Genomic DNA, 17,552 nt, shown 5'->3' on the forward strand with positions numbered 1-17,552 from the left:
CGCCCCCGCCGCGCCCGCCGCTCCTGGGGGCGCCCGGCGGCGGGGGCCGCTCAGTCGGGGCGCGGCCGGTCGAGCACGCCCCGCTGGAACGCGCCGGGCGGCACGCCCGTGCTGCGCTTGAAGTGGCGGGTCAGGTGCGACTGGTCGGCGAAGCCCAGCACGGCGGCGACCTCGCCGGGCGACACGCCCCGCGCCAGCAGGCGCCGGGCGCGCTGGACGCGGACGTTGTTGACGTAGGCGTGCGGCGGCAGGCCGTGGGCCGCGCGGAAGGCCCGCAGCAGCGCGAACGGCGAGGAGCCCACGGCGGCGGCCAGCTCCTCCAGGCTCGGGGGGTCGGCCAGCCGGGCGCGCAGCAGTTCGCCGGCCTCGGCGACGGCGCGCTGGGGGCCGGGCGGACCGGGCGCGGCCGGGCGGGCGCGGGTGTGCCGGGCCAGCAGGCGGTGCAGCGCCTGGCGGGTGAGCGTGGAGGCGCTGAGGCGGTCGCCCCGCTCGGTGGCGCGGTGCGCGGCGCGCACCAGGGCGGCCGAGGCGGGGTCGTCGATCACGTCGTCGCCGAAGCGCGGCACCCCGGCCATGCCCAGGTCGCGGGCCGCCGCCGCGACCACGTCGATCTCGGGGTAGAGCACCCGGTAGCGCCAGCCCTCGGGGACCCCGGCGTGGCCGGTGTGGACCTCGTGCGGCTCCACGACCGCCAGGCTCCCGGCGGGCGCGGTGCGCAGCGCGCCCCGGTAGCTGAACACCTCGACCCCCGACTCGATCAGGGCGAAGGTGTAGGTGTCGTGCGTGTGCCGGTTGAAGGTGTGCCGCACGTAGCGGGCCTTGAGGAGTTCCACCCCCGGCAGGCCGGGATGGCGCCAGAACCGCGCGCGTTCGCCGGACTCGTCGGTCATTCCGCCAGCTTAGGCGGTTGGTCCGCATTCACGGCGATTGCCCGCCCCCTCACCCGGGGGTTGGCGGGGGAGCGGCGACCGGTTCGGGGTGCGCCGCGGACCGGGGTGCGCCGGAAGTGTCCCTTTTGTAAATCTATGACGTAAAGGCGGCGGCTGCGGGTCTCCAGCCCCTGAAGCGCCGCCAACCTCCCGTGGCCGCCGCCGAGAGGCGCGCCGACCCCCCGGCCCGGCCGCGCGCCGCCGGTGTCGTCGCTGCTCTAGACTGCGCGGGTGCTGAGTATCGACCTCGCGGTGAGCGCCCAGGACCGGGCGGCCGTGTTCGCCATCCGGGGCGCCGTCTTCATCGCCGAGCAGCGGGTGCCGATCGAGGAGGAGTGGGACTCCCACGACCTCGACGCCGACCACCTCCTCGCCCGGATCGACGGCGTGCCGGCCGGAACCGTGCGGCTGGTGGCGGCCGGGCGGCGCGGGGTGCTGGGCCGCCTGGCGGTGCTGCCGGGCGCGCGCGGCTCGGGCGCCGGCGCGGCCCTGGTGCGCGCGGTCGAGGAGCAGGCGCGCAAGCGCGGTGTGGCCGAGATCGAACTGCACGCCCAGACCCACGCGCTGGGCTTCTACGAGCGCCTGGGCTACACCGCCCACGGCGAGGAGTTCCTCGACGCCGGAATCCCGCACCTGCACATGAGCAAGGACCTGTAGCGGCGGCGCGGCGGGGGTCGCCGCGCCCGCCTCGGGGGCGTTTGTGATGGTTGTCGCGCCGCCGGGGGCGGGTCCGCGGTCGATTCCCAAAGCTACCAGCCGGTAATATCGGCTTCGGCGGCGCCGCGCGGCCTGCACCCGCGCGCCCGCCGTTCCCGCTCTCCCCGACGCGCAGCACAGCGAAGGACGCCATGACGGTCGACGCCCAGCCGGACACCGCGATCCCCGACCCCCGCGACTTCGGCCTCGCCGTGGTCGCCGAGGAGGACCTCTCCGACGAGGCGCTCGCCCTGGTCCAGGAGGTCCGCGCGCTGGTCGACACCGTCGCCCACACCCGCGCCGGCGCGGAGGACCTGGCCGCCGCCCGCGCGGCCGTCGCCGAGGCCCGCGCCCGCCTCGACGGCCCCCGCCACGACATCGGCACCATGGTCCGCCACTCCTTCCCCGACGGGCGCGTGGAGTGGGGCACTCTCACCAACGCCGTCGCCGGCCCCACCAACCCGCTGGCCATGCCGCTGCGCCTGGAGCGCGCCGAAGACGGCGACCTGGCCGGCACCACCGTGCTCAACGGCGTCTACCAGGGTCCCCCCGGGCTGGTGCACGGCGGCTGGCTGGCCGCCGTCCTCGATCAGGCGCTGGGATCGGCCGCCAATGCCGCCGGCATGCCGGGCCTGACCGCCAACCTCGACGTGAACTACCGCCGGCCGACCCCGCTCAACACCCCGGTGGAGGTCCGCGCCCGCGTCACCGGCACCGAGCGGCGCAAGGTGTTCGTCGCCGCCGAGATCCGCCACAACGGCGAGGTCACCGCCGAGGGCACCGCCATCATGGTCCGCATCGGCCTGCCCGGCGACAGCGGCTCCTGAGCGCGCCGCCCGCGCGCCCGCCCGCTCCCGCTGCGGAGGCGCGCGGTGTCCGATTCGATCAAGACGGCCGCGCCGCCGCGCGCCACTCTGGCCCCATGAGCACCACGATCGACATCGCGGCGGCCACCGCCTTCATGGCCGCGCACGCGCGCGTGCTGGACCGCCGCCGCCTCGCCCTGCTGCTGGGCCGCGGGGACGCCGCCGGCGTCCTCGCCGCCCTTGAGGCCTACCGCAACCCCGACGGCGGCTACGGCTGGGCGCTCGAACCCGACCTGCGGTCCGAGCGCAGCCAGCCGGTGGCCGCCCTGCACGCGTTCGAGGTCTTCGAGGAGTGCGCCGTGCCCGCCGCGCGGGCCCGCGAGTTGTGCGACTGGCTGGAGGAGGCCACCCTGCCCGACGGCGGCCTGCCCTTCGCGCTGCCCCTGGGCGGCCCCGCCACCGGGACCGCCTGGTTCTGGGCCGAGGCCGACCCGACCGCCTCATCCCTGCACATGACCGCCGAACTCGCCGGCGCCGCCCACCGGGTCGCCCGGCACGACCCCGGGGTGCGCGACCACCCGTGGGTGGCCCGCGCCACCGAGTACTGCCGCCGGCGGATCGCCGAACTGGAGAGCGCGCCGCCGGCCATCGAGTTCCGGTTCGTGCTCGACCTGCTGGACACCCTGCATGAAACCCACCCCTGGGCGCCGGCGGAACTGGAGCGGATGGCGGCGTTCCTGCCGCGCGGCGGCGACGGCTCCATGGCCGTGGCGGACGGCGCGCCGGGGGAGGCCATGCGCCCGCTGGACGTGGCACCGCGCCCCGGCCGCCCGCTGCGCGCCTTCATCGACCCCGAGGTCGTGGCCGCCGACCTCGACCGCCTGGCGGCGGGCCAGGACGCCGACGGCGGCTGGCGGGTCGACTGGGCGGCGCGCTCGCCGGCGGGCGCCCTGGAGTGGCGGGGGCACGCCACTGTGCGCGCGGTGGCGCTGCTGGCCGCCCACGGCCGGCTGCCCGCCCGCGAATCGGCACACACGGGGTGAAATCGGCCGTGTGCGCCGCGTCATATCGGGGCATAACGCGGTGGGACCATCCGGCCCCGCCCGTGCCGCGCAGCGGCGCCGGGTCGGCAGGTGCGTCCCGTACCGGCCGACCCCGCCACCCGCAACAGGAGGCACCGTGTCCGAGCCCACCGCGCCCGGGGCGGCCGCCCCGGCAGACCGGCGCGCCTCCGCGCCCGCCCCGCACCGCCCCTGGGGGCTGGAGCAGAGCCCGGTCAACGTGCGCACCGACCGGCTCGTGCCCGCTGAACCGCTCGACCTGCGGTTCGACTACCGCGCCGAGGAGGTGGAGTTCCGCTACGAGCGCTACCCCACCGACCGGCCGCCCGGCCTGGAGTACCGCCCGCTGGAGGAGAACGTGGCCGGCACGGTCGCCGGCGAGCGCAGCCGGCTGCGCTGCCAGGGCCGCGAGTACGTCCTCACCGAGATCCACTGGCACACGCCCTCCGAGCACCTGGTCGACGGCCGGTCCTACTGGTTGGAGCAGCACCTCAAGCACCACGCCGCCGACGGCCACGGCGCGGCGCTGGTGGTGGCGGTGTTCTGGGCGGCGGGTCCGGCCAACCCCGACCTCGGCCGCGTCGTCGCGGCCCTGCCGCGCGGGCGCGACGGCACCGCCGTCACCCGCCTGGCCGGTGTGCGGCTCGACCGCCTGGTGCCCGAGGCCACCGAGTCCTACGGCTACGCCGGCTCGCTGACCACCGGCGCCTACACCGAGGGCGTGCGCTGGGTGCTGCTGAGCACCCCGATGACCGCCGCGCCCGACACCCTCGCCGAGTTCGAGGAGCTGTTCCCCGCCGGCAACGCCCGCCGGGTCCAGCGGCTGCACGGCCGCCGGATCACGCTGTCGCCGCACTGACCCGCGCGGGCGGCGCGGCGGGCGCGGGCGGGGGAGCCGGGCGCCGGCCCCACACACGGGCCGCAAACACGGCGGCCGCCCGGGGCGTCGGTGACACCCCGGGCGGCCGCTCGTCGTGGCCGGTCAGCGGCGGCGCAGTACGCGGCGCAGCCGCGACTCGATCTGGCGGATGCCGCGGGACACCTCCGGCGGCATACCGCCGCCCGGGCGGCCCCCGACCCCGCGGGTGGGACGCGGTCCCGCACCGTAGGTCGGCCGCCGACGACGGGACATACCGCCGAACCCGCGGGTCGGCGCCACTCCGCCCGTCCGGTGGGGCCGCGGGGAGCGTGCGGTGGGCGCACCTCCCCGGCCGCTGAGGAACTGGCGGGCCTTGCGTTCGATCCAGGTTCTACGGGTCCCCATGAGATTGCCTCCTCGGGGGATGGCTCCTTGCTTCGGGCGCGTTCTTCGGCTGTCACACTCAGGGCCGGCGATCACCGGGACCCTGCTGACTCCGGTACTACCCCGCGCGGGCCGCGATATTTCGCGGGACGCGCCGCGCCACCCGCCAGCACCGCCCGCCTCCGGCCGCCGCGCCGCCCCGCCCGCCGGTGAAGGCGCAGGTCGGTGCGGGGGCGGCCGTTCCCGGCCGCTGCGGGAGGCACGGCCCCACAGCGCGCGAAATCGGGTGGACCGCGTCGGGGGCAACCGGCACACTGCCCCCATGATCGACACCGGACTGAGCGGACGCACCGTGCTCGTGACCGGAGCCGCCGGCGGTATCGGCGCCGCCGTCGCGCGGGCCTTCGCCGACCAGGGCGCCCGGGTGGCCGTGCACCACCTCGACACCGCCCCGCCGCCGCCCGAGGGCGTGGCCTGGCAGCACACCGCCCCCGCCGCGCAGGACGCCGAACGGCTGGCGGCCGACCTGCCCGGCGCCGTGGCCGTGGGCGCCGACCTCGCCGCGCCCGACGCCGCCCCCCGCCTGCTGGACGCGGTCGAGCGCCGCCTGGGCCGGGTGGAGGTGCTGGTCAACAACGCCGCCCACTGCGAGCACCCCGACTCCTTCGACTCCCTCACCGCCGACGGGCTGGCCCGCCACTACCGGGTCAACGCCGCCGCGCCCGCCCTGCTCATCGCCGAACTCGCCCGCCGCACCCCGCCGGGGGAGGGGGCCTGCGTCGTCAACGTCTCCACCGACGCCGCCCGGGCGTTCCCCGGCCAGATCGGCTACGGAACCTCCAAGGCGGCCCTGGAGGCGCTGACCCGCGCCGCCGCCCTGGACCTCGGCCGCGCGGGCGTGCGCGTGAACGCCGTGGCGCCCGGGCCCGTGCAGACCGGGTGGATGGACGACGACCTGGTCGCCCGGGTGCGCGCGGCGGTGCCGCTGGGCCGCGAGGGCACCCCCGAGGACATCGCCGACGCGGTGGTGTTCCTGGCCTCCCGCCAGGCGCGCTGGATCACGGGCCAGGTCGTGCAGGTCGCGGGCGGGCACGCGCTGTGAGGGCGGCGGGTGCGGGGGTGTGGAGGGCGGCGGGGCGCCGCGGCCGCCCGCCGCGGCGCGCGTTCCCCCCGCCCGCAGTGAAATAGATCATGTCCCGGCCGGTCGGAACGGGTGCGGCGGTCCGATACACCGGAGGAGTGACCAGCTTTTCCTCCCCGCCCCCGCGGCCGCTGGGCGTCGACGGCGGCCTGGCAGAGACCCTGTTCGACCGCGCCCGGCGCCACCCCGACGCGCCCATGATCAGCGTGCGCGGCGCGGACGGGTGGCGCACCCGCACCGCCGCCCAGGTGCGCGACGACGTCGTGGCCCTCGCCAAGGGTCTGGTGGCCGCCGGCGTGGCCCCCGGCGACCGGGTGGGCCTGCTGTCGGCCAACCGCCACGAGTGGACCCTGCTGGACTACGCGATCTGGACGGCCGGCGCGGTCTCCGTGCCGATCTACCCGTCGTCCTCGGCCGAGCAGGTCGCGATGATCCTGTCCGACTCCGGCGCGGTGGCCTGCGCGGTGGACGACGCCGAGCACACCGCGCTGGTCGAGGGCGCGCGCGAGGGGCTGCCCGGCCTCGCCCACGTGTGGACCATCGACTCCGGCGCGCTGGAGGAACTGCGCGAGGCGGGCGCCGGGGTGCCGGACTCCGCCGTGGCGGAGCGCCGCGCCGGGGTGGCCGTAGAGGACGCCGCCACCATCGTCTACACCTCCGGCACCACCGGCTCGCCCAAGGGGTGCGTCCTCACCCACGCCAACTTCCGCGCCGAGATCGCGGCGGTGGTCCAGGAACTGGCCGTGGTCTTCGAGCCCGAGCCCGACGGCACCCCGCCCTCCACGCTGCTGTTCCTGCCGCTGGCCCACGTGTTCGGCCGCATGGTGCAGGTCGGGGTCATCCACGCCGGCGCCTGCCTGGGCCACACCGCCAGCGTCCGCTCCCTCATCGACGACCTGGGCACCTTCCGGCCCACGTTCCTGCTGGCCGTGCCCTACGTCTTCGAGAAGATCCACGCCACCGCGCGCAAGCGCACCAGCGGGCTGAGCCGGCGGGTGTTCGACGCCGCCACCGACACCGCCGTGGCCTACAGCACGGCCCTGGACCGCGGCGGCCCCGGCCCGCTGCTGCGGCTGCGCCGCCGCCTCTTCGACGCGCTGGTCTACCGCAGGCTGATGGGCGCGCTCGGCGGGCGCTGCCGCCGCGTGATCTCCGGCGGCGGCGCGCTGGAGCCGCGCCTGCTGCACTTCTACCGGGGGATCGGCCTGGAGGTCTACGAGGGTTACGGCCTGACCGAGACCACCGCCGCCGTCCTGGCCAACACCCCGGGCCGGGTGCGGCCGGGCACCATCGGCGGCCCGCTGCCCGGCGTGGAGGTCCGCCTGGCCGAGGACGGCGAGCTCCTGGTCCGGGGCGGGCCGGTGTTCACCCGCTACTGGAACCGCCCCGAGGACACCGAGGCGGCGTTCGTCGACGGCTGGTTCGCCACCGGCGACCTCGGCGCGGTGGACGAGGACGGCTACATCAGCGTCGTCGGCCGCAAGAAGGAGATCCTGGTCACCGCCGGGGGCAAGAACGTCTCGCCGGTGCCGACCGAGGAGCGCGTCTGCGCCCACCCGCTGATCGACCAGTGCATGCTGGTCGGCGACGGCCGCTCCTTCGTCGCCGCGCTGATCACCCTGGACGCCGACGAACTCGCCGCCTGGCGCGAACGCGAGGGCCACCCGGCCGCCGGGGACCCCGACTCCGACCCGGCCGTGCGCGCCGAGGTGCAGAAGGCGGTCGACGCCGCCAACCGGGCGGTCTCGCGTGCGGAGTCCATCCGGGCGTTCCGCATCCTGCCCGAGCCCTTCAGCGTCGAGACCGAGACCATGACCCCCACCCTCAAGCTGCGCCGCTCCCGGATCGCCGACCGCTACTCGGCCGCGATCGAGGAGATGTACACCAAGCGCTAGCCCGGTGCGGCCCCCAGAAGGTGAGGAGCGCGCTACACTCGGCGGCATGATCTTCGGCTATCGCGACTTTAGGCAGCCGGCTGCGCGCCGGTCGCCCGCTGGTTGACCCAGCGGTCGCGGTCCGCACGCCGGCTCAGGAGCGTCAAGGCACCCGCCTTGCGCTCCTTTTTGCGTCCAGCGGCGGCTCCGCGACCGATGACCGGAGTGGAGTGGCCGCAGGCCACACCACACGGAGGAACCATGGCTGAGACATCGCAGATCCCGCAGACCCCCGCCGCTTCACCCCTCGACACCGCCGCGCCCCTCGGCGGCGCGCCCGCCGCCGAGGTCGGCGAGCTGCGCCGGCGCATCGACCGCATCGACGCCCAGTTGGCCGAACTCCTGGAGCGCCGCGCGCTGCTCGCGGCCGACGTGCAGCGGCTCAAGCCGGTGGGCGGGTTCGCCGGGCGGGATCCCGAGCGCGAGCGGGCGCTGGTGGCGGCGATGGCCGAGCGCGCGCCCCGGCTGGGCGCGGCGCGGCTGGCCCGCATCATGGCCGGGGTGATCGAGGCCGGCCTGGAGGCCGCCGAGGAGGAGCGCGGCGCCGCCGCCCGCTGAGGGGCACCGCCTGGGGGACGCGTCCGCCTCCCGGCCCCTTGGGGCTCGCCCCGGCTCGGTCGTCGGCTCAGGCGCGCGCCGCGCGCAGCAGCCGCTCCAGCCGTTCGGCGGCCCGGCGCGGGGAGCGCGCCCGGCGCGCCATGCCGTGCCAGGGGTCGCCGCCGGCCTCGCGGTGGGCGGCCAGGCGCTCGCCCACGGTGCGCACCGTCCAGGCGCCCGCCGACTCCACGCCGTCGAGTTCGGCCCAGTCCAGCGGCACCGCCACCGGGGCGTCGGGCAGCGCGCGCACCGCGTAGGGCGCCACGGCGTGCTGGGCGTAGGCGTTGCGCAGCACGTCCAGGAACAGCCGCCCCGCCCGCTTGGCCTTGCGGAACTCGGTGGTGTAGGCGTCGGGCCGGCGCCGCGCCACCAGTTCGGCCAGGCCGTGGGTGAACTCCCGGATGCGGGCGAAGTCCAGTTCGGGCCGGATCGGGGCGACCACGTGCAGCCCCCGCGACCCGGTGGTCATGGTGAAGGGGACCAGGCCGATCTCCTCCAGGGCGGTGCGGACGTCGCGGGCGGCCTCGCGAACCAGCGCGAAGTCCGACCCGGAGGGGTCGAGGTCCACGATGACGCGGTCGGGGCACTCCAGGTGCCCGGCGCGGCTCAGCCACGGGTGCGGGGTGATCACCGCCTGGTCGGCCAGCCACACCAGGGTGGCGGTGTCGTCGCAGACCACCATGGTGATGCTGCCGCCGGTTTCGCGGCGCACCTCCACGCCCTTCACCCAGTCGGGGGCGTGGGCGGGCAGTTGCTTCTGGAAGAAGCCCTCGGTGCCGGTGCCGGGGGTGACACCGTCGGGGAAGCGGTGCAGGGCCAGCGGGCGCCCGCGCAGGTGGGGCAGCATCACGGGGGCGACGGCGCGGTAGTGCTCGGCCAGCTCCCGCTTGGTCACGCCCTCGGCGCCGAACAGCTCCTTGCCGGGGCGGCCCACCGGGACCGTGCGCCCGCCGGCGCGCAGCCGGGCCGGTGCCGCGCTCATCGGCCACCGCCCGAGCCGCGCGGCCGGCCGTGGAGGGTGCGGCCGTCGTCGTCGGCGATCTCGGTGAGGACCCGGCCGGTGCGCACCGACTCCGGGCGGGAGGCGACGGGGTCGGTGCGGGGGTCGGCGGCGGCGTCCTTCTCCTTGACCAGCAGCCACGCCTCCTCGCCGTCGCCGCCGCGGAACCGGTTGAGCGCGTAGCCGCCGCTGAGCTTCTCGCCGTGCAGCAGGAAGGACACGTGGCCGTGCGCCAGGCCCTCGGCCATGGTGAGCTCCCGGCCCTTCTTGGCGGTGGTGTTGGTGTAGGTGCCGGTGTCCCACAGCAGCACGGTGCCGCCGCCGTACTCGCCGGCGGGGATGGTGCCCTCGAACTCGGCGTAGTCCAGCGGGTGGTCCTCGGTGGGCACGGCCAGCCGTCTCTCGCTGGGGTCGGTGGAGGGGCCCTTGGGCACCGCCCAGGACTTCAGCACGCCGTCGACCTCCAGCCGGAAGTCGTAGTGCTCGCGCCGGGCGATGTGGTGCTGGACGACGAACACGGGTTCGCCGCGGCCGCGGCGCCGCTTGCGGCGCGGCGCGCCCTCGGGTTCGCGGGTGCGGTCGAAGTCGCGCTTGCGCCGGTACTCCGCGAGGCCGGCTCCGTCGGCCGGCCGGCCGCCCCGTTCCATGCTCGCCCCCCGCCGTTCGCGGCCGCGCCCCGAGCCGGCGGACGCCGGCGGGCGGGGCCTCCTGTAGGTGCGCGTTACCCGGGCGCGTGGCGGTTACACCCGGAGGGGGAGCGGGCGGGGGGGGGGGGGGGGGGGGGGGTCCGCCCCCCCCCCCCGCCCGGGGCGCGCCCGCGCAGCCCCGCGCCCGGGGGGGGGCGGGGGGGGGGTGGGCTCCCGCGCCCCCGCCCGCGCGCCGGCTCAGCGCACGTCCAGCCAGACCAGGTGGTGGTCGGAGGCGCCGGCGGCCTCGGCGCCGGGCTCGCCGGGGGCGGGCCAGAACACCCCGGTGCCGCGCACGGGCAGGCCGCGCGAGGGCAGCACGTAGTCCACCCGCAGGTTGCCGGGGCCGGGGACGTCGCCGAAGTCGGCGGTGTCGTGGGCGGGGTCGCCGGTGTGCCCGGTGTTGGCGCCGCCCTGCGCCTGGGCGGCCAGGGGCCCGCCCTCACTGGCGGGCAGCAGGCCGCCGTTGACGCGGCGGTGCTCCAGCAGTTGCCGGACGGCCCGGGGGTGGCCGTCGCCGTCGTTGGGGTCGGCGTTGAGGTCGCCGGCGATCACGAACCGCGCGCCCGGCTTCAGGCCGCCGCGCCGGCCCTCGTCGTCGTAGATGTAGCCGCCGCGGCCGGGTGAGACGTAGTCGGCGAAGAAGCGGTTCTCGTCGTGGTTGCGGGCGACGTTGCGGCGCTCGGGGCCGTCGAAGGACGGCGGGGTGGGGTGGGAGGCCAGCAGGTGGACGGTGCCGCGGCCGGTGCGCACGGGGATGTCCCAATGGCTCTTGGAGGACAGCCGCAGCTCCCGGCGCTCCTCGGCGGAGTAGAACGGCTCCCCGGTCTCGGGGTCGGTGGGCAGCAGCGCGCCGGGCATGTCGGCCCAGCGGAAGGTCTGGAAGGTGCGCACCGCGTCGGTGTCGATGGGGTAGCGGGAGTACACCACCATCCCGTACTGGCCGGGGAAGGCGCCGAACCCGTAGGCGTCGTCGCCGTAGCCGGGCTGCCCGGGCTCGGTCACCGCGCGCCCGTCGTTGTTGAGGTCCAGGCCGGTGGCCACGCCGGTGTTGCTCGGCGCGGTGTAGCGGTAGGGGTAGCGGATCGGCTCGGCGCCGTTCTGGCCGCGCGAGAGGTAGTTGCGCTGGAACAGGCGGGCCGCGCGCCCTTCGGCGTCGTGGTCGAACTCGTTGACCAGCAGCACGTCGGGCCGGGTGCGCTGGATGACCTCGGCCGCGTCCTTTGCCTGCTCGTCGTCGGGGGTGGCCAGGTCGGCCGCCAGTTCGCCCTCCTGCGGACGGTTCAGCGAGGCGTTGAAGGTGGCGAAGCGGACCTCCGCTCCGCCGGGGCGGTGGCCGCCGTGGTCCGCCGAGGCGGGCACGGCCGCCGCCGACCACAGCAGCGCGGTGGCGGCCGTGAGGGCGAGCAGGGTGCGGGGGCCGGTCATGCGCGGTCCTTCCATGCGGGTTCGGGTTCGGGTGTGCGGGTGCGGTGCGGGCGCGGGTGGCGCGCAGCGGGCGGCGTCCCAGGGTGCCACCTCCAGGCGTCCCCGCGACGATCGGCGGGTGAACACGGCGCCGTGCGCGGCCGCCCGTTCCCCCGAGCCGTTGACCCCGATCAGTTGCCGATATATCGTGTAATAGTCTCGACAATCAAAAGTATGTCGCGACCTGGTCGCTTGCGACCGGACGATCCAGGGGAGGTCGCCATGACAGCGATTCCGATGCCGTGGGCGTGGGGCGAGCAGGACCGGGGCGGACCCGGCCGCTTCGCGGCCGGGGCGCTGCGCGCCGCGCGCGCGTCCTTCGCGGCCCACGCCGCGCCCTACGGCGGCGAGCCCGCCGACTTCGCCGCCACCGAGCCCGGGCCGCGGGGGCGCCCGGGCCGGCGGGGCGGGTGGCACGGCCCGCGCGCCGCGCTGCTGGCCGCCGGCGGACGCGGCGGTCCCGGGGGGCACGGCGGGCACCACCACCGCGGCTTCCCGCCGCACACCCCGCCCGTACCCCCCGCCCCGCCCGTGCCTCCGGGCGGGCCGCACGGCCCCTGGGGCGGCGGGCCCTTCGGCCCCAGCCCCTTCGAGATGTTCGGCGGCGGGCGGCGCCGGCGCGGCGGCCCCCGGGCGCGGCGCGGCGACGTGCGCACCGGGATCCTGCTGCTGCTCGCCGAGGAGCCGCGCAGCGGCTACGAGATCATCCGCGAGGGGCGCGAGCGCAGCGGCGGTGCGTGGCGGCCCAGCCCGGGGTCGGTCTACCCCATGCTCCAGCAGTTGGAGGACGAGGGCCTGGTGCGCCCGGCCGCCAACGCCGAGGGCGGGCGCCGGCGGCCCTTCGAGTTGACCGACGAGGGCCACGCCTACGTCGAGCGGCACGCGGCCGAGCTGACCCCGCCCTGGGACGCCGTGCCCGAGGAGTATGAGGACGCGCTGTCGCGCTACCACGAGATCAGCTCGCTGGCCGCGCAACTGTCGGCCGCCGCCGCCCAGGTGGCCCAGGCCGGCACCGACGAGCAGGTCGAGCGCGCCAAGCGGCTGCTGGCCGAGACCCGGCGCGGGCTCTACCGCATCCTCGCCGAGGAGGACGCGGCCGCCGGGGCGCCGCGCGCCGAGGGCAGCGGCGACGACGCCGAGGACGCTGCGGACACCGAAGGCTGAGGGCGCCGGCGGCACGGCCGGTCGGCCCTCGGGCACCGGCGACGCGGCCCGCCGGCCCCCGCGCCCGCTCCGGCGGACGCACCCCCACCGGGCGCGGTGCGGCCCCTGCCGCCGCCCCCTCCTGCCGCCCGCCCGCAGCGCGCGGGCGGCAGGAGGCGGGCCGCTACCGCCCGGTGGCGCCGTCGGCGCACTCGCGCAGCAGGTCCAGGTGCCCGTTGTGCCGCGCGGTCTCCTCGATCATGTGCACCAGCACCCAGCGCAGCGTCCGCGTTCCATCGGAGGCCCGCCCGCGCGAGGTGCTGCCCAACTCCAGCTTCGCGGTGATCTCGCGCGAGCGGGCGCACTGGGCGTCGTAGGCGTCCAGCAGGTCGGGCAGCGGAACCCGCGCCCCCAGCCGCCACTCGGCGTCGGGGTCCTCGCTGGTATAGGGTCCCTGATCGGGCAGCCCCAGCAGCACGCTCTCGAACCAGGCGTGCTCCACCCACCGCAGGTGCGAGACGATCCCCTCGATCGACATCAGCGGCGAGGTCGGCAGCGGCGCCCGCCGGGCCGACCCGGAGTCCAGACCGGCGCATTTCTCCCGTACGGTTGATCGGTGCCAGTCCAGCCACGCGGTGAGCATCGTGCGCTCGTCGGCCGAGTGCGGCGGCTCCACGCGCCGGGCCCGGGCCGGGCCGGAGGTTCCCACGGACTCGATCGTGTGTTCCATCCGGTCATTGTCGGTCCGGCCCCGCGCCCGGACCACTGGTTTTCCCCCGGCGCGCCCGCGCCCGGGCAGGCGAGAGGAGCGCGGAGATCGGCAAGGAGGACGGGGCGCCCGCAGCGGCGGCGCGCACCCGGCAGGTGAGAGCCGCGGCGGCGGTCGCCGGCGCGGCCGCGGTGCTGGGCCCGCCGCTGGGCGGGCTGTGGTGGCTGATCGCGCCGCGCCCCGACGTCACGGTGGGCACCGGCGGCGAGGTGCTGCCCTACCCGGTGACCGAGACGACGTTCGCCGTCGACGGCTACTTCGCGCTGATGGCGATGGCGGCCGGGCTGGTCTGCGGCTACGCCGCCTACATGACGCAGTACCGGTGGGCCGCGCGCGACCGCGCCGACCTGCGCCTGGCCTGCCTGCTGGGCCTGGCCGCGGGATCGGCGGCGGGATCGGCGGCGGCCTGGCAGACCGGCACCCTGCTGGACGCGGCCGCCTTCGCCGACGCCGTCGCGGCGGCTCGGCCCGGCGACGTCGTGGAGTCGGGACTGCGCCTCCAGGCGCTGAGCGCGCTGGTGGCCTGGCCCTTCGTGGCGGTCCTCCAGTACGCCCTGTTCGACGCCGTCAGCCTCTGGCGGGGCGACCTGCCCGGCCAGCGCCCGCCCGAGGACCCCGGCGACGGCCACCACCCGGCCGGCCCCGCCTGGCCGGTCCCGGAGGGCCACACCGTGGGGGAGGCCGGGCACGCCGATCCGCCCGCCGGTCCCGAGACCGCCCATGGCGGCGACGGCGGCGCCGCCGCGCCGGACACCCCGAACGCGTCGGGCCCGCCGACCGCGCCGGAGACCCGGAACCCATCAGAGACCCCCGACGCCCCGGGCACCCCCGACGCCGGCGGCGGCGCCCGCCCCTGAGTGGCGGGCCGCGCCCGCCTGCGCCTCAGTCGGGCTGGGGGCGCCGCCGGGCCGCCGGGGGAGCGGCGCCGTCGCCGCCCCACTCGCCGCTGCCGCCGTCGCCGGCGAAGTTGCCGCCCAGGCCGGTGTTGGGCCGGCCCACCCCGCTGCCGCAGGCCGCCGCGAACGACCGCACCGCCGCGAACTCCGCGCAGTCGGGTATCGCCGGGCCGCGCCCCCGACGCCGCCGGCGCAGCGCCTGGAACCCCAGCAGCGCCGTGGCGCGCAACGCGGTGTCGACCGGGTCGGGGCCGGGCAGGTCGGCGCGCGCCTCGGCCAGCAGGGCGTCGCCGGCCACCGTGCGCGGCCCCAGCGTGCCGCCGGTCCACCGGTAGACGCCGTTGATCACCGACCACCCGGCCAGCAGCACCAGCCCGGCCGCCAGCCCGCGCGGCGCCGGCACCACCGGGATCGCCGCGCCGGTCACCAGCGCCGCCGCCACCACCGCGCCCTGCATGCCGCCGATCAGCCGGTCCGACAGGTAGAGCAGGAACGGGTAGGTGATCAGCACCACCGCGAACACCAGCGGCACGGCGCCGATGCGCTCGCCCTTGGGGATCATCGCCCACAGCACCGCCGCGCCGCCCGAGGCGACCCCGGCCACCCCGATCAGCATGTGCAGGCCCCAGGCGGCGCCCCGCAGTCCGCCCATCCGGCGCAGCCGCTCGGGCGCGAAGAACAGGCCCAGCCGGCGCAGCCGCCACAGGGCGGCCACGGCGGGGTCGCCCTTGGCGGCCACCCGCACGAGTTGCTCGGCCGGGACGGGGCGGTTGGCGGTGAGGCGGGCGTCGAGCATCCGCGCGAAGGGCTCCGGCGAGAGCGGCGCGGGCGGCGAGCCGCCCTGCGGCGGGCGGGCCACCATGCCGTGGCCGCGCGCCACCGCGCGTCCGCTCAGGTACAGCTCCGCCAGCGCGACCTCGCCCACGCGCTGGCGGCCCCCGGCCAGCATGCCCAGCTCGAAGGGGGACAGGTCTTCGGGGCCGACCACGGGGCGGCGCGGCCCGGCGCGGCGGATGCGGGCATAGCGCCACCGGGTGGCGAGGTAGCACGCGGCGATGGCCAGGTAGCCCAGCGTTGTCGCGAGCACGATTGCCGTGACCATCGCGCCTCCTCCACGGGCTACGCGCTATGCACCTTGGTGACACAACGGTAAATCCGAAGAGGCACGGAGGAAAGGGGCGCCGTGACCTTCGCCACGCCGGGGCCGCGAACGCGCGGGTCAGCCGCCCGCGGCGGCGATGGCGCCCGTGGCCGCGCCGGTGAGGCGCACCAGGTCGGCCGGCGCCAGCTCCATTTGCAGCCCGCGCCGCCCCGCCGAGACGAACACGGTGGCGTGGCCGGCGGCCGAGGAGTCCACGACCGTGCGCAGCCGCCGGCGCTGGCCCAGCGGGCTGATCCCGCCGCGCACGTAGCCGGTGGCGCGCTCGGCCGCCGCAGGGTCGGCCATGGCGGCCTTCTTGCCGCCGGCCGCGGCGGCCAGTGCCTTGAGGTCCAGGGTGGCGCTCACCGGCACCACGCCCACCGTCAGGGCACCGTCGACCTCGGCCACCAGGGTCTTGAACACCCGGTCGCGCGCCACGCCCAGGGCGTCGGCGGCCTCCTCGCCGTAGGACCCGCCGCCGCCCGCCGCCTCGTAGGGGTGCAGGGTGAACTCGATGCCCGCCCGCGCCGCCGCCACGGTCGCCGGGGTGCCCTTGCCGCCCACTGTCGTCCTCGCTTCCCGTCCGGTTTCGGGGTCCGCCCCCGCGCACGGTGCGCGGGCGCCGCCGCTCAATTCAGGTTGACCTCGTGCCGCAGGAACCGCCCGGCCGGCAGCACGGGCAGCGACGCCAGCACGCGGTTCTCGCGGCGCAGCAGGCCGGCGGCCAGCTCCAGCCGCGCCGCGGCGTGGTCGGCCTCCAGCAGCTCCTGCTGGTCGGCCTGGTCGACGACCATGGCGGCCGACACGGCGTAGGACAGCGGCAGGGGGTCGGCCGGAAGGTCTTCGGGCGGCTCGGCGGGCACTCCGACGCGGCGCAGCCGTTCGCGGTAGACGCCGAAGCGGCGCCTGACGCGCTCAGCGTAGTCCTCGGCGCCGGGCCCCACCTCGTCGGGCAGGGGAGTGGTGTCGGCGCGGACGAAGGGGGTGTCGGCGTCGGGGTCGTCGCGGCGGTCCACGCGGAAGCGGGTGCCGCCCTCGACCACCAGGTCGTAGCGGCCGTCGGCGCGGCGGCGCGCGGTGCGGACCTCGGCGGTGCAGCCGACGTCGAAGACCCGGTGGGCGGAGTCGGGGCCGACCTCGTGGCCGAGTTCGATGCCCACCACGCCGAAGACGCGGGGCTCGCCCTCAGGGGCCTGGAGCACGTCCTCGACCAGGCGGCGGTAGCGCTCCTCGAACACGTGGAGCGGCAGTGCGGCCCCGGGGAACAGGACCGTGCCGAGGGGGAAGAGCGGCAACCGGTGTGGCATTGCTCAAGTATGCCCAACCGGCCGGTGGCGGGGGCGCGACCGCGCCCCGCCCGCCGCGGAGGCGGCGGGCGGGGCCGAAGCCCGCGGGCGGATCAGCTTACGGCGGGTCCGGCGGTCTGGGGCGCGTTGGAGTCGCCCTCGGCCGGGGCGGAGAGTTCGCGGTTGACCCAGGTCTCGACGTCGAACATGTTGCCGGTGCCGCGCTCCACGATGTTGAGCAGGGTCGACATGGTGGCGACCTCCTCGACCTGCTCCTGGAGGAACCAGTTGAGGAACTGCTCGCCGGTGTAGTCCTGCTCGTCGCGGGCGGCCTTGGCCAGCGCCTTGATCTGCTCGGTCACCTGCTGCTCCTGGCGCAGCGCCAGCGCGACGAGTTCGCGCGGCTCGGTGAAGGAGGTCTGGATTTCCCCGATGCCGGGAATGTCGGGCGCGACGTGATTGTCGAGCAGGTAGCGCACCATCATGGTGGCGTGGTCGCGCTCCTCCAGCGACTGGCGGTAGAACACCCGGGCCAGGGCCGGCAGGTCGCGGTCGTCGAACCACGCGGCGATCGCGAAGTACTGGTGCGAGGCGGTGAATTCGTGGCCCACCTGCTCCAGCAGGAGGCGGTGGAACTTGGTGAGCCCGGCGGGGCCGTGGTCGGCGGTTCTTCTCAGCGCGTTCATGCCTGAATAATAACGCGGCCGAAATGCGGTGTCGATTAATGTCCGAGTAATGCGCGACACGCAGGAAAACC

At 76.9% G+C, this 17,552-nt stretch carries 18 protein-coding genes; 9 read left to right on the forward strand and 9 right to left on the reverse strand.

The features are described from left to right. Positions 1-50 precede the first annotated feature (50 nt). Positions 51-890, reverse strand: coding sequence for an AraC family transcriptional regulator (locus LG943_RS22345; protein ID WP_270074308.1), 840 nt, complete (start codon positions 888-890; stop codon positions 51-53). A gap of 270 nt (positions 891-1,160) precedes the next feature. Between LG943_RS22345 and LG943_RS22350 the strand changes: the two genes are divergently transcribed. The 7 genes from LG943_RS22350 to LG943_RS22380 all read left to right on the forward strand — a co-directional run bounded on the left by LG943_RS22350 (position 1,161) and on the right by LG943_RS22380 (position 8,368). Further along, positions 1,161-1,586 carry a GNAT family N-acetyltransferase gene (locus LG943_RS22350; RefSeq protein ID WP_270074309.1) on the forward strand — a complete coding sequence of 142 codons (426 nt, stop codon included), beginning with the start codon at positions 1,161-1,163 and terminating at the stop codon, positions 1,584-1,586. A gap of 191 nt (positions 1,587-1,777) precedes the next feature. Next, the gene (locus LG943_RS22355; protein ID WP_270074310.1) at positions 1,778-2,452 is read left to right on the forward strand and encodes a PaaI family thioesterase; all 675 of its coding nucleotides are present in this window, start codon (positions 1,778-1,780) and stop codon (positions 2,450-2,452) included. 95 nt (positions 2,453-2,547) lie between these two features. Continuing rightward, positions 2,548-3,474, forward strand: coding sequence for a hypothetical protein (locus tag LG943_RS22360; RefSeq protein ID WP_270074311.1), 927 nt, complete (start codon positions 2,548-2,550; stop codon positions 3,472-3,474). Positions 3,475-3,610: 136 nt separating this feature from the next. Beyond that, a complete protein-coding gene (locus tag LG943_RS22365) occupies positions 3,611-4,351 on the forward strand; it encodes a carbonic anhydrase family protein (protein WP_270074312.1) in 741 nt (246 codons plus the stop codon). Positions 4,352-5,057: 706 nt separating this feature from the next. Beyond that, positions 5,058-5,837: an SDR family NAD(P)-dependent oxidoreductase gene (locus LG943_RS22370; protein WP_270074313.1), complete on the forward strand. Its 780-nt coding sequence runs from the start codon at positions 5,058-5,060 to the stop codon at positions 5,835-5,837. A gap of 137 nt (positions 5,838-5,974) precedes the next feature. Further along, positions 5,975-7,771, forward strand: coding sequence for an AMP-dependent synthetase/ligase (locus tag LG943_RS22375; RefSeq protein ID WP_270074314.1), 1,797 nt, complete (start codon positions 5,975-5,977; stop codon positions 7,769-7,771). A 240-nt stretch (positions 7,772-8,011) separates the two neighbouring features. Then, a complete protein-coding gene (locus tag LG943_RS22380) occupies positions 8,012-8,368 on the forward strand; it encodes a chorismate mutase (protein WP_270074315.1) in 357 nt (118 codons plus the stop codon). A gap of 67 nt (positions 8,369-8,435) precedes the next feature. Here the strand turns inward: LG943_RS22380 and ligD are convergent, their stop codons facing one another. From ligD to LG943_RS22395, 3 genes are all read right to left on the reverse strand, one after another. Then, complete coding sequence (gene ligD, locus LG943_RS22385; RefSeq protein WP_270074316.1) at positions 8,436-9,389, reverse strand: non-homologous end-joining DNA ligase; 954 nt, start codon at positions 9,387-9,389, stop codon at positions 8,436-8,438. Next, complete coding sequence (locus LG943_RS22390; RefSeq protein ID WP_270074317.1) at positions 9,386-10,054, reverse strand: DNA polymerase ligase N-terminal domain-containing protein; 669 nt, start codon at positions 10,052-10,054, stop codon at positions 9,386-9,388. The genes ligD and LG943_RS22390 overlap by 4 nt, the downstream gene beginning before the upstream one ends. A gap of 237 nt (positions 10,055-10,291) precedes the next feature. Next, the gene (locus LG943_RS22395; RefSeq protein WP_270074318.1) at positions 10,292-11,521 is read right to left on the reverse strand and encodes an endonuclease/exonuclease/phosphatase family protein; all 1,230 of its coding nucleotides are present in this window, start codon (positions 11,519-11,521) and stop codon (positions 10,292-10,294) included. 261 nt (positions 11,522-11,782) lie between these two features. Between LG943_RS22395 and LG943_RS22400 the strand changes: the two genes are divergently transcribed. Then, complete coding sequence (locus LG943_RS22400; RefSeq protein ID WP_270074319.1) at positions 11,783-12,724, forward strand: PadR family transcriptional regulator; 942 nt, start codon at positions 11,783-11,785, stop codon at positions 12,722-12,724. A 163-nt stretch (positions 12,725-12,887) separates the two neighbouring features. On the opposite strand, the gene LG943_RS22405 is transcribed toward LG943_RS22400, so the two are convergent. After that, positions 12,888-13,433, reverse strand: a complete 546-nt coding sequence (locus tag LG943_RS22405) for a DinB family protein (RefSeq protein ID WP_270074320.1) — start codon at positions 13,431-13,433, stop codon at positions 12,888-12,890. A gap of 134 nt (positions 13,434-13,567) precedes the next feature. On the opposite strand from LG943_RS22405, the gene LG943_RS22410 reads away from it, so the two are divergent. Then, a complete protein-coding gene (locus LG943_RS22410) occupies positions 13,568-14,329 on the forward strand; it encodes a hypothetical protein (RefSeq protein WP_270074321.1) in 762 nt (253 codons plus the stop codon). A 25-nt stretch (positions 14,330-14,354) separates the two neighbouring features. On the opposite strand, the gene LG943_RS22415 is transcribed toward LG943_RS22410, so the two are convergent. From LG943_RS22415 to LG943_RS22430, 4 genes are all read right to left on the reverse strand, one after another. Next, positions 14,355-15,470: a TIGR04222 domain-containing membrane protein gene (locus tag LG943_RS22415; protein ID WP_270074322.1), complete on the reverse strand. Its 1,116-nt coding sequence runs from the start codon at positions 15,468-15,470 to the stop codon at positions 14,355-14,357. A 117-nt stretch (positions 15,471-15,587) separates the two neighbouring features. Beyond that, entirely contained in the window at positions 15,588-16,073 is a 486-nt protein-coding gene (gene ybaK / locus LG943_RS22420) for a Cys-tRNA(Pro) deacylase (protein ID WP_270074323.1), read from the reverse strand. Between the two features lie 65 nt (positions 16,074-16,138). Then, entirely contained in the window at positions 16,139-16,816 is a 678-nt protein-coding gene (locus LG943_RS22425) for an LON peptidase substrate-binding domain-containing protein (RefSeq protein ID WP_270074324.1), read from the reverse strand. A gap of 92 nt (positions 16,817-16,908) precedes the next feature. Continuing rightward, the gene (locus LG943_RS22430; RefSeq protein ID WP_270074325.1) at positions 16,909-17,481 is read right to left on the reverse strand and encodes a ferritin; all 573 of its coding nucleotides are present in this window, start codon (positions 17,479-17,481) and stop codon (positions 16,909-16,911) included. Positions 17,482-17,552: the final 71 nt, after the last annotated feature.

The sequence above is a fragment of the Streptomonospora mangrovi genome (assembly GCF_027604915.1).
In the GTDB taxonomy this organism is placed as follows: domain Bacteria; phylum Actinomycetota; class Actinomycetes; order Streptosporangiales; family Streptosporangiaceae; genus Streptomonospora; species Streptomonospora mangrovi.

What these genes read in the sequence shown, in the direction of transcription:
- LG943_RS22345 (WP_270074308.1), bottom strand. Translation starts at nt 890, where the DNA reads ATGACCGACGAGTCCGGCGAACGCGCGCGGTTCTGGCGCCATCCCGGC.
- LG943_RS22355 (WP_270074310.1), top strand. Translation starts at nt 1,778, where the DNA reads ATGACGGTCGACGCCCAGCCGGACACCGCGATCCCCGACCCCCGCGAC.
- LG943_RS22360 (WP_270074311.1), top strand. Translation starts at nt 2,548, where the DNA reads ATGAGCACCACGATCGACATCGCGGCGGCCACCGCCTTCATGGCCGCG.
- LG943_RS22370 (WP_270074313.1), top strand. Translation starts at nt 5,058, where the DNA reads ATGATCGACACCGGACTGAGCGGACGCACCGTGCTCGTGACCGGAGCC.
- LG943_RS22380 (WP_270074315.1), top strand. Translation starts at nt 8,012, where the DNA reads ATGGCTGAGACATCGCAGATCCCGCAGACCCCCGCCGCTTCACCCCTC.
- ligD (WP_270074316.1), bottom strand. Translation starts at nt 9,389, where the DNA reads ATGAGCGCGGCACCGGCCCGGCTGCGCGCCGGCGGGCGCACGGTCCCG.
- LG943_RS22390 (WP_270074317.1), bottom strand. Translation starts at nt 10,054, where the DNA reads ATGGAACGGGGCGGCCGGCCGGCCGACGGAGCCGGCCTCGCGGAGTAC.
- LG943_RS22395 (WP_270074318.1), bottom strand. Translation starts at nt 11,521, where the DNA reads ATGACCGGCCCCCGCACCCTGCTCGCCCTCACGGCCGCCACCGCGCTG.
- LG943_RS22400 (WP_270074319.1), top strand. Translation starts at nt 11,783, where the DNA reads ATGACAGCGATTCCGATGCCGTGGGCGTGGGGCGAGCAGGACCGGGGC.
- LG943_RS22405 (WP_270074320.1), bottom strand. Translation starts at nt 13,433, where the DNA reads ATGGAACACACGATCGAGTCCGTGGGAACCTCCGGCCCGGCCCGGGCC.
- LG943_RS22415 (WP_270074322.1), bottom strand. Translation starts at nt 15,470, where the DNA reads ATGGTCACGGCAATCGTGCTCGCGACAACGCTGGGCTACCTGGCCATC.
- LG943_RS22425 (WP_270074324.1), bottom strand. Translation starts at nt 16,816, where the DNA reads ATGCCACACCGGTTGCCGCTCTTCCCCCTCGGCACGGTCCTGTTCCCC.
- LG943_RS22430 (WP_270074325.1), bottom strand. Translation starts at nt 17,481, where the DNA reads ATGAACGCGCTGAGAAGAACCGCCGACCACGGCCCCGCCGGGCTCACC.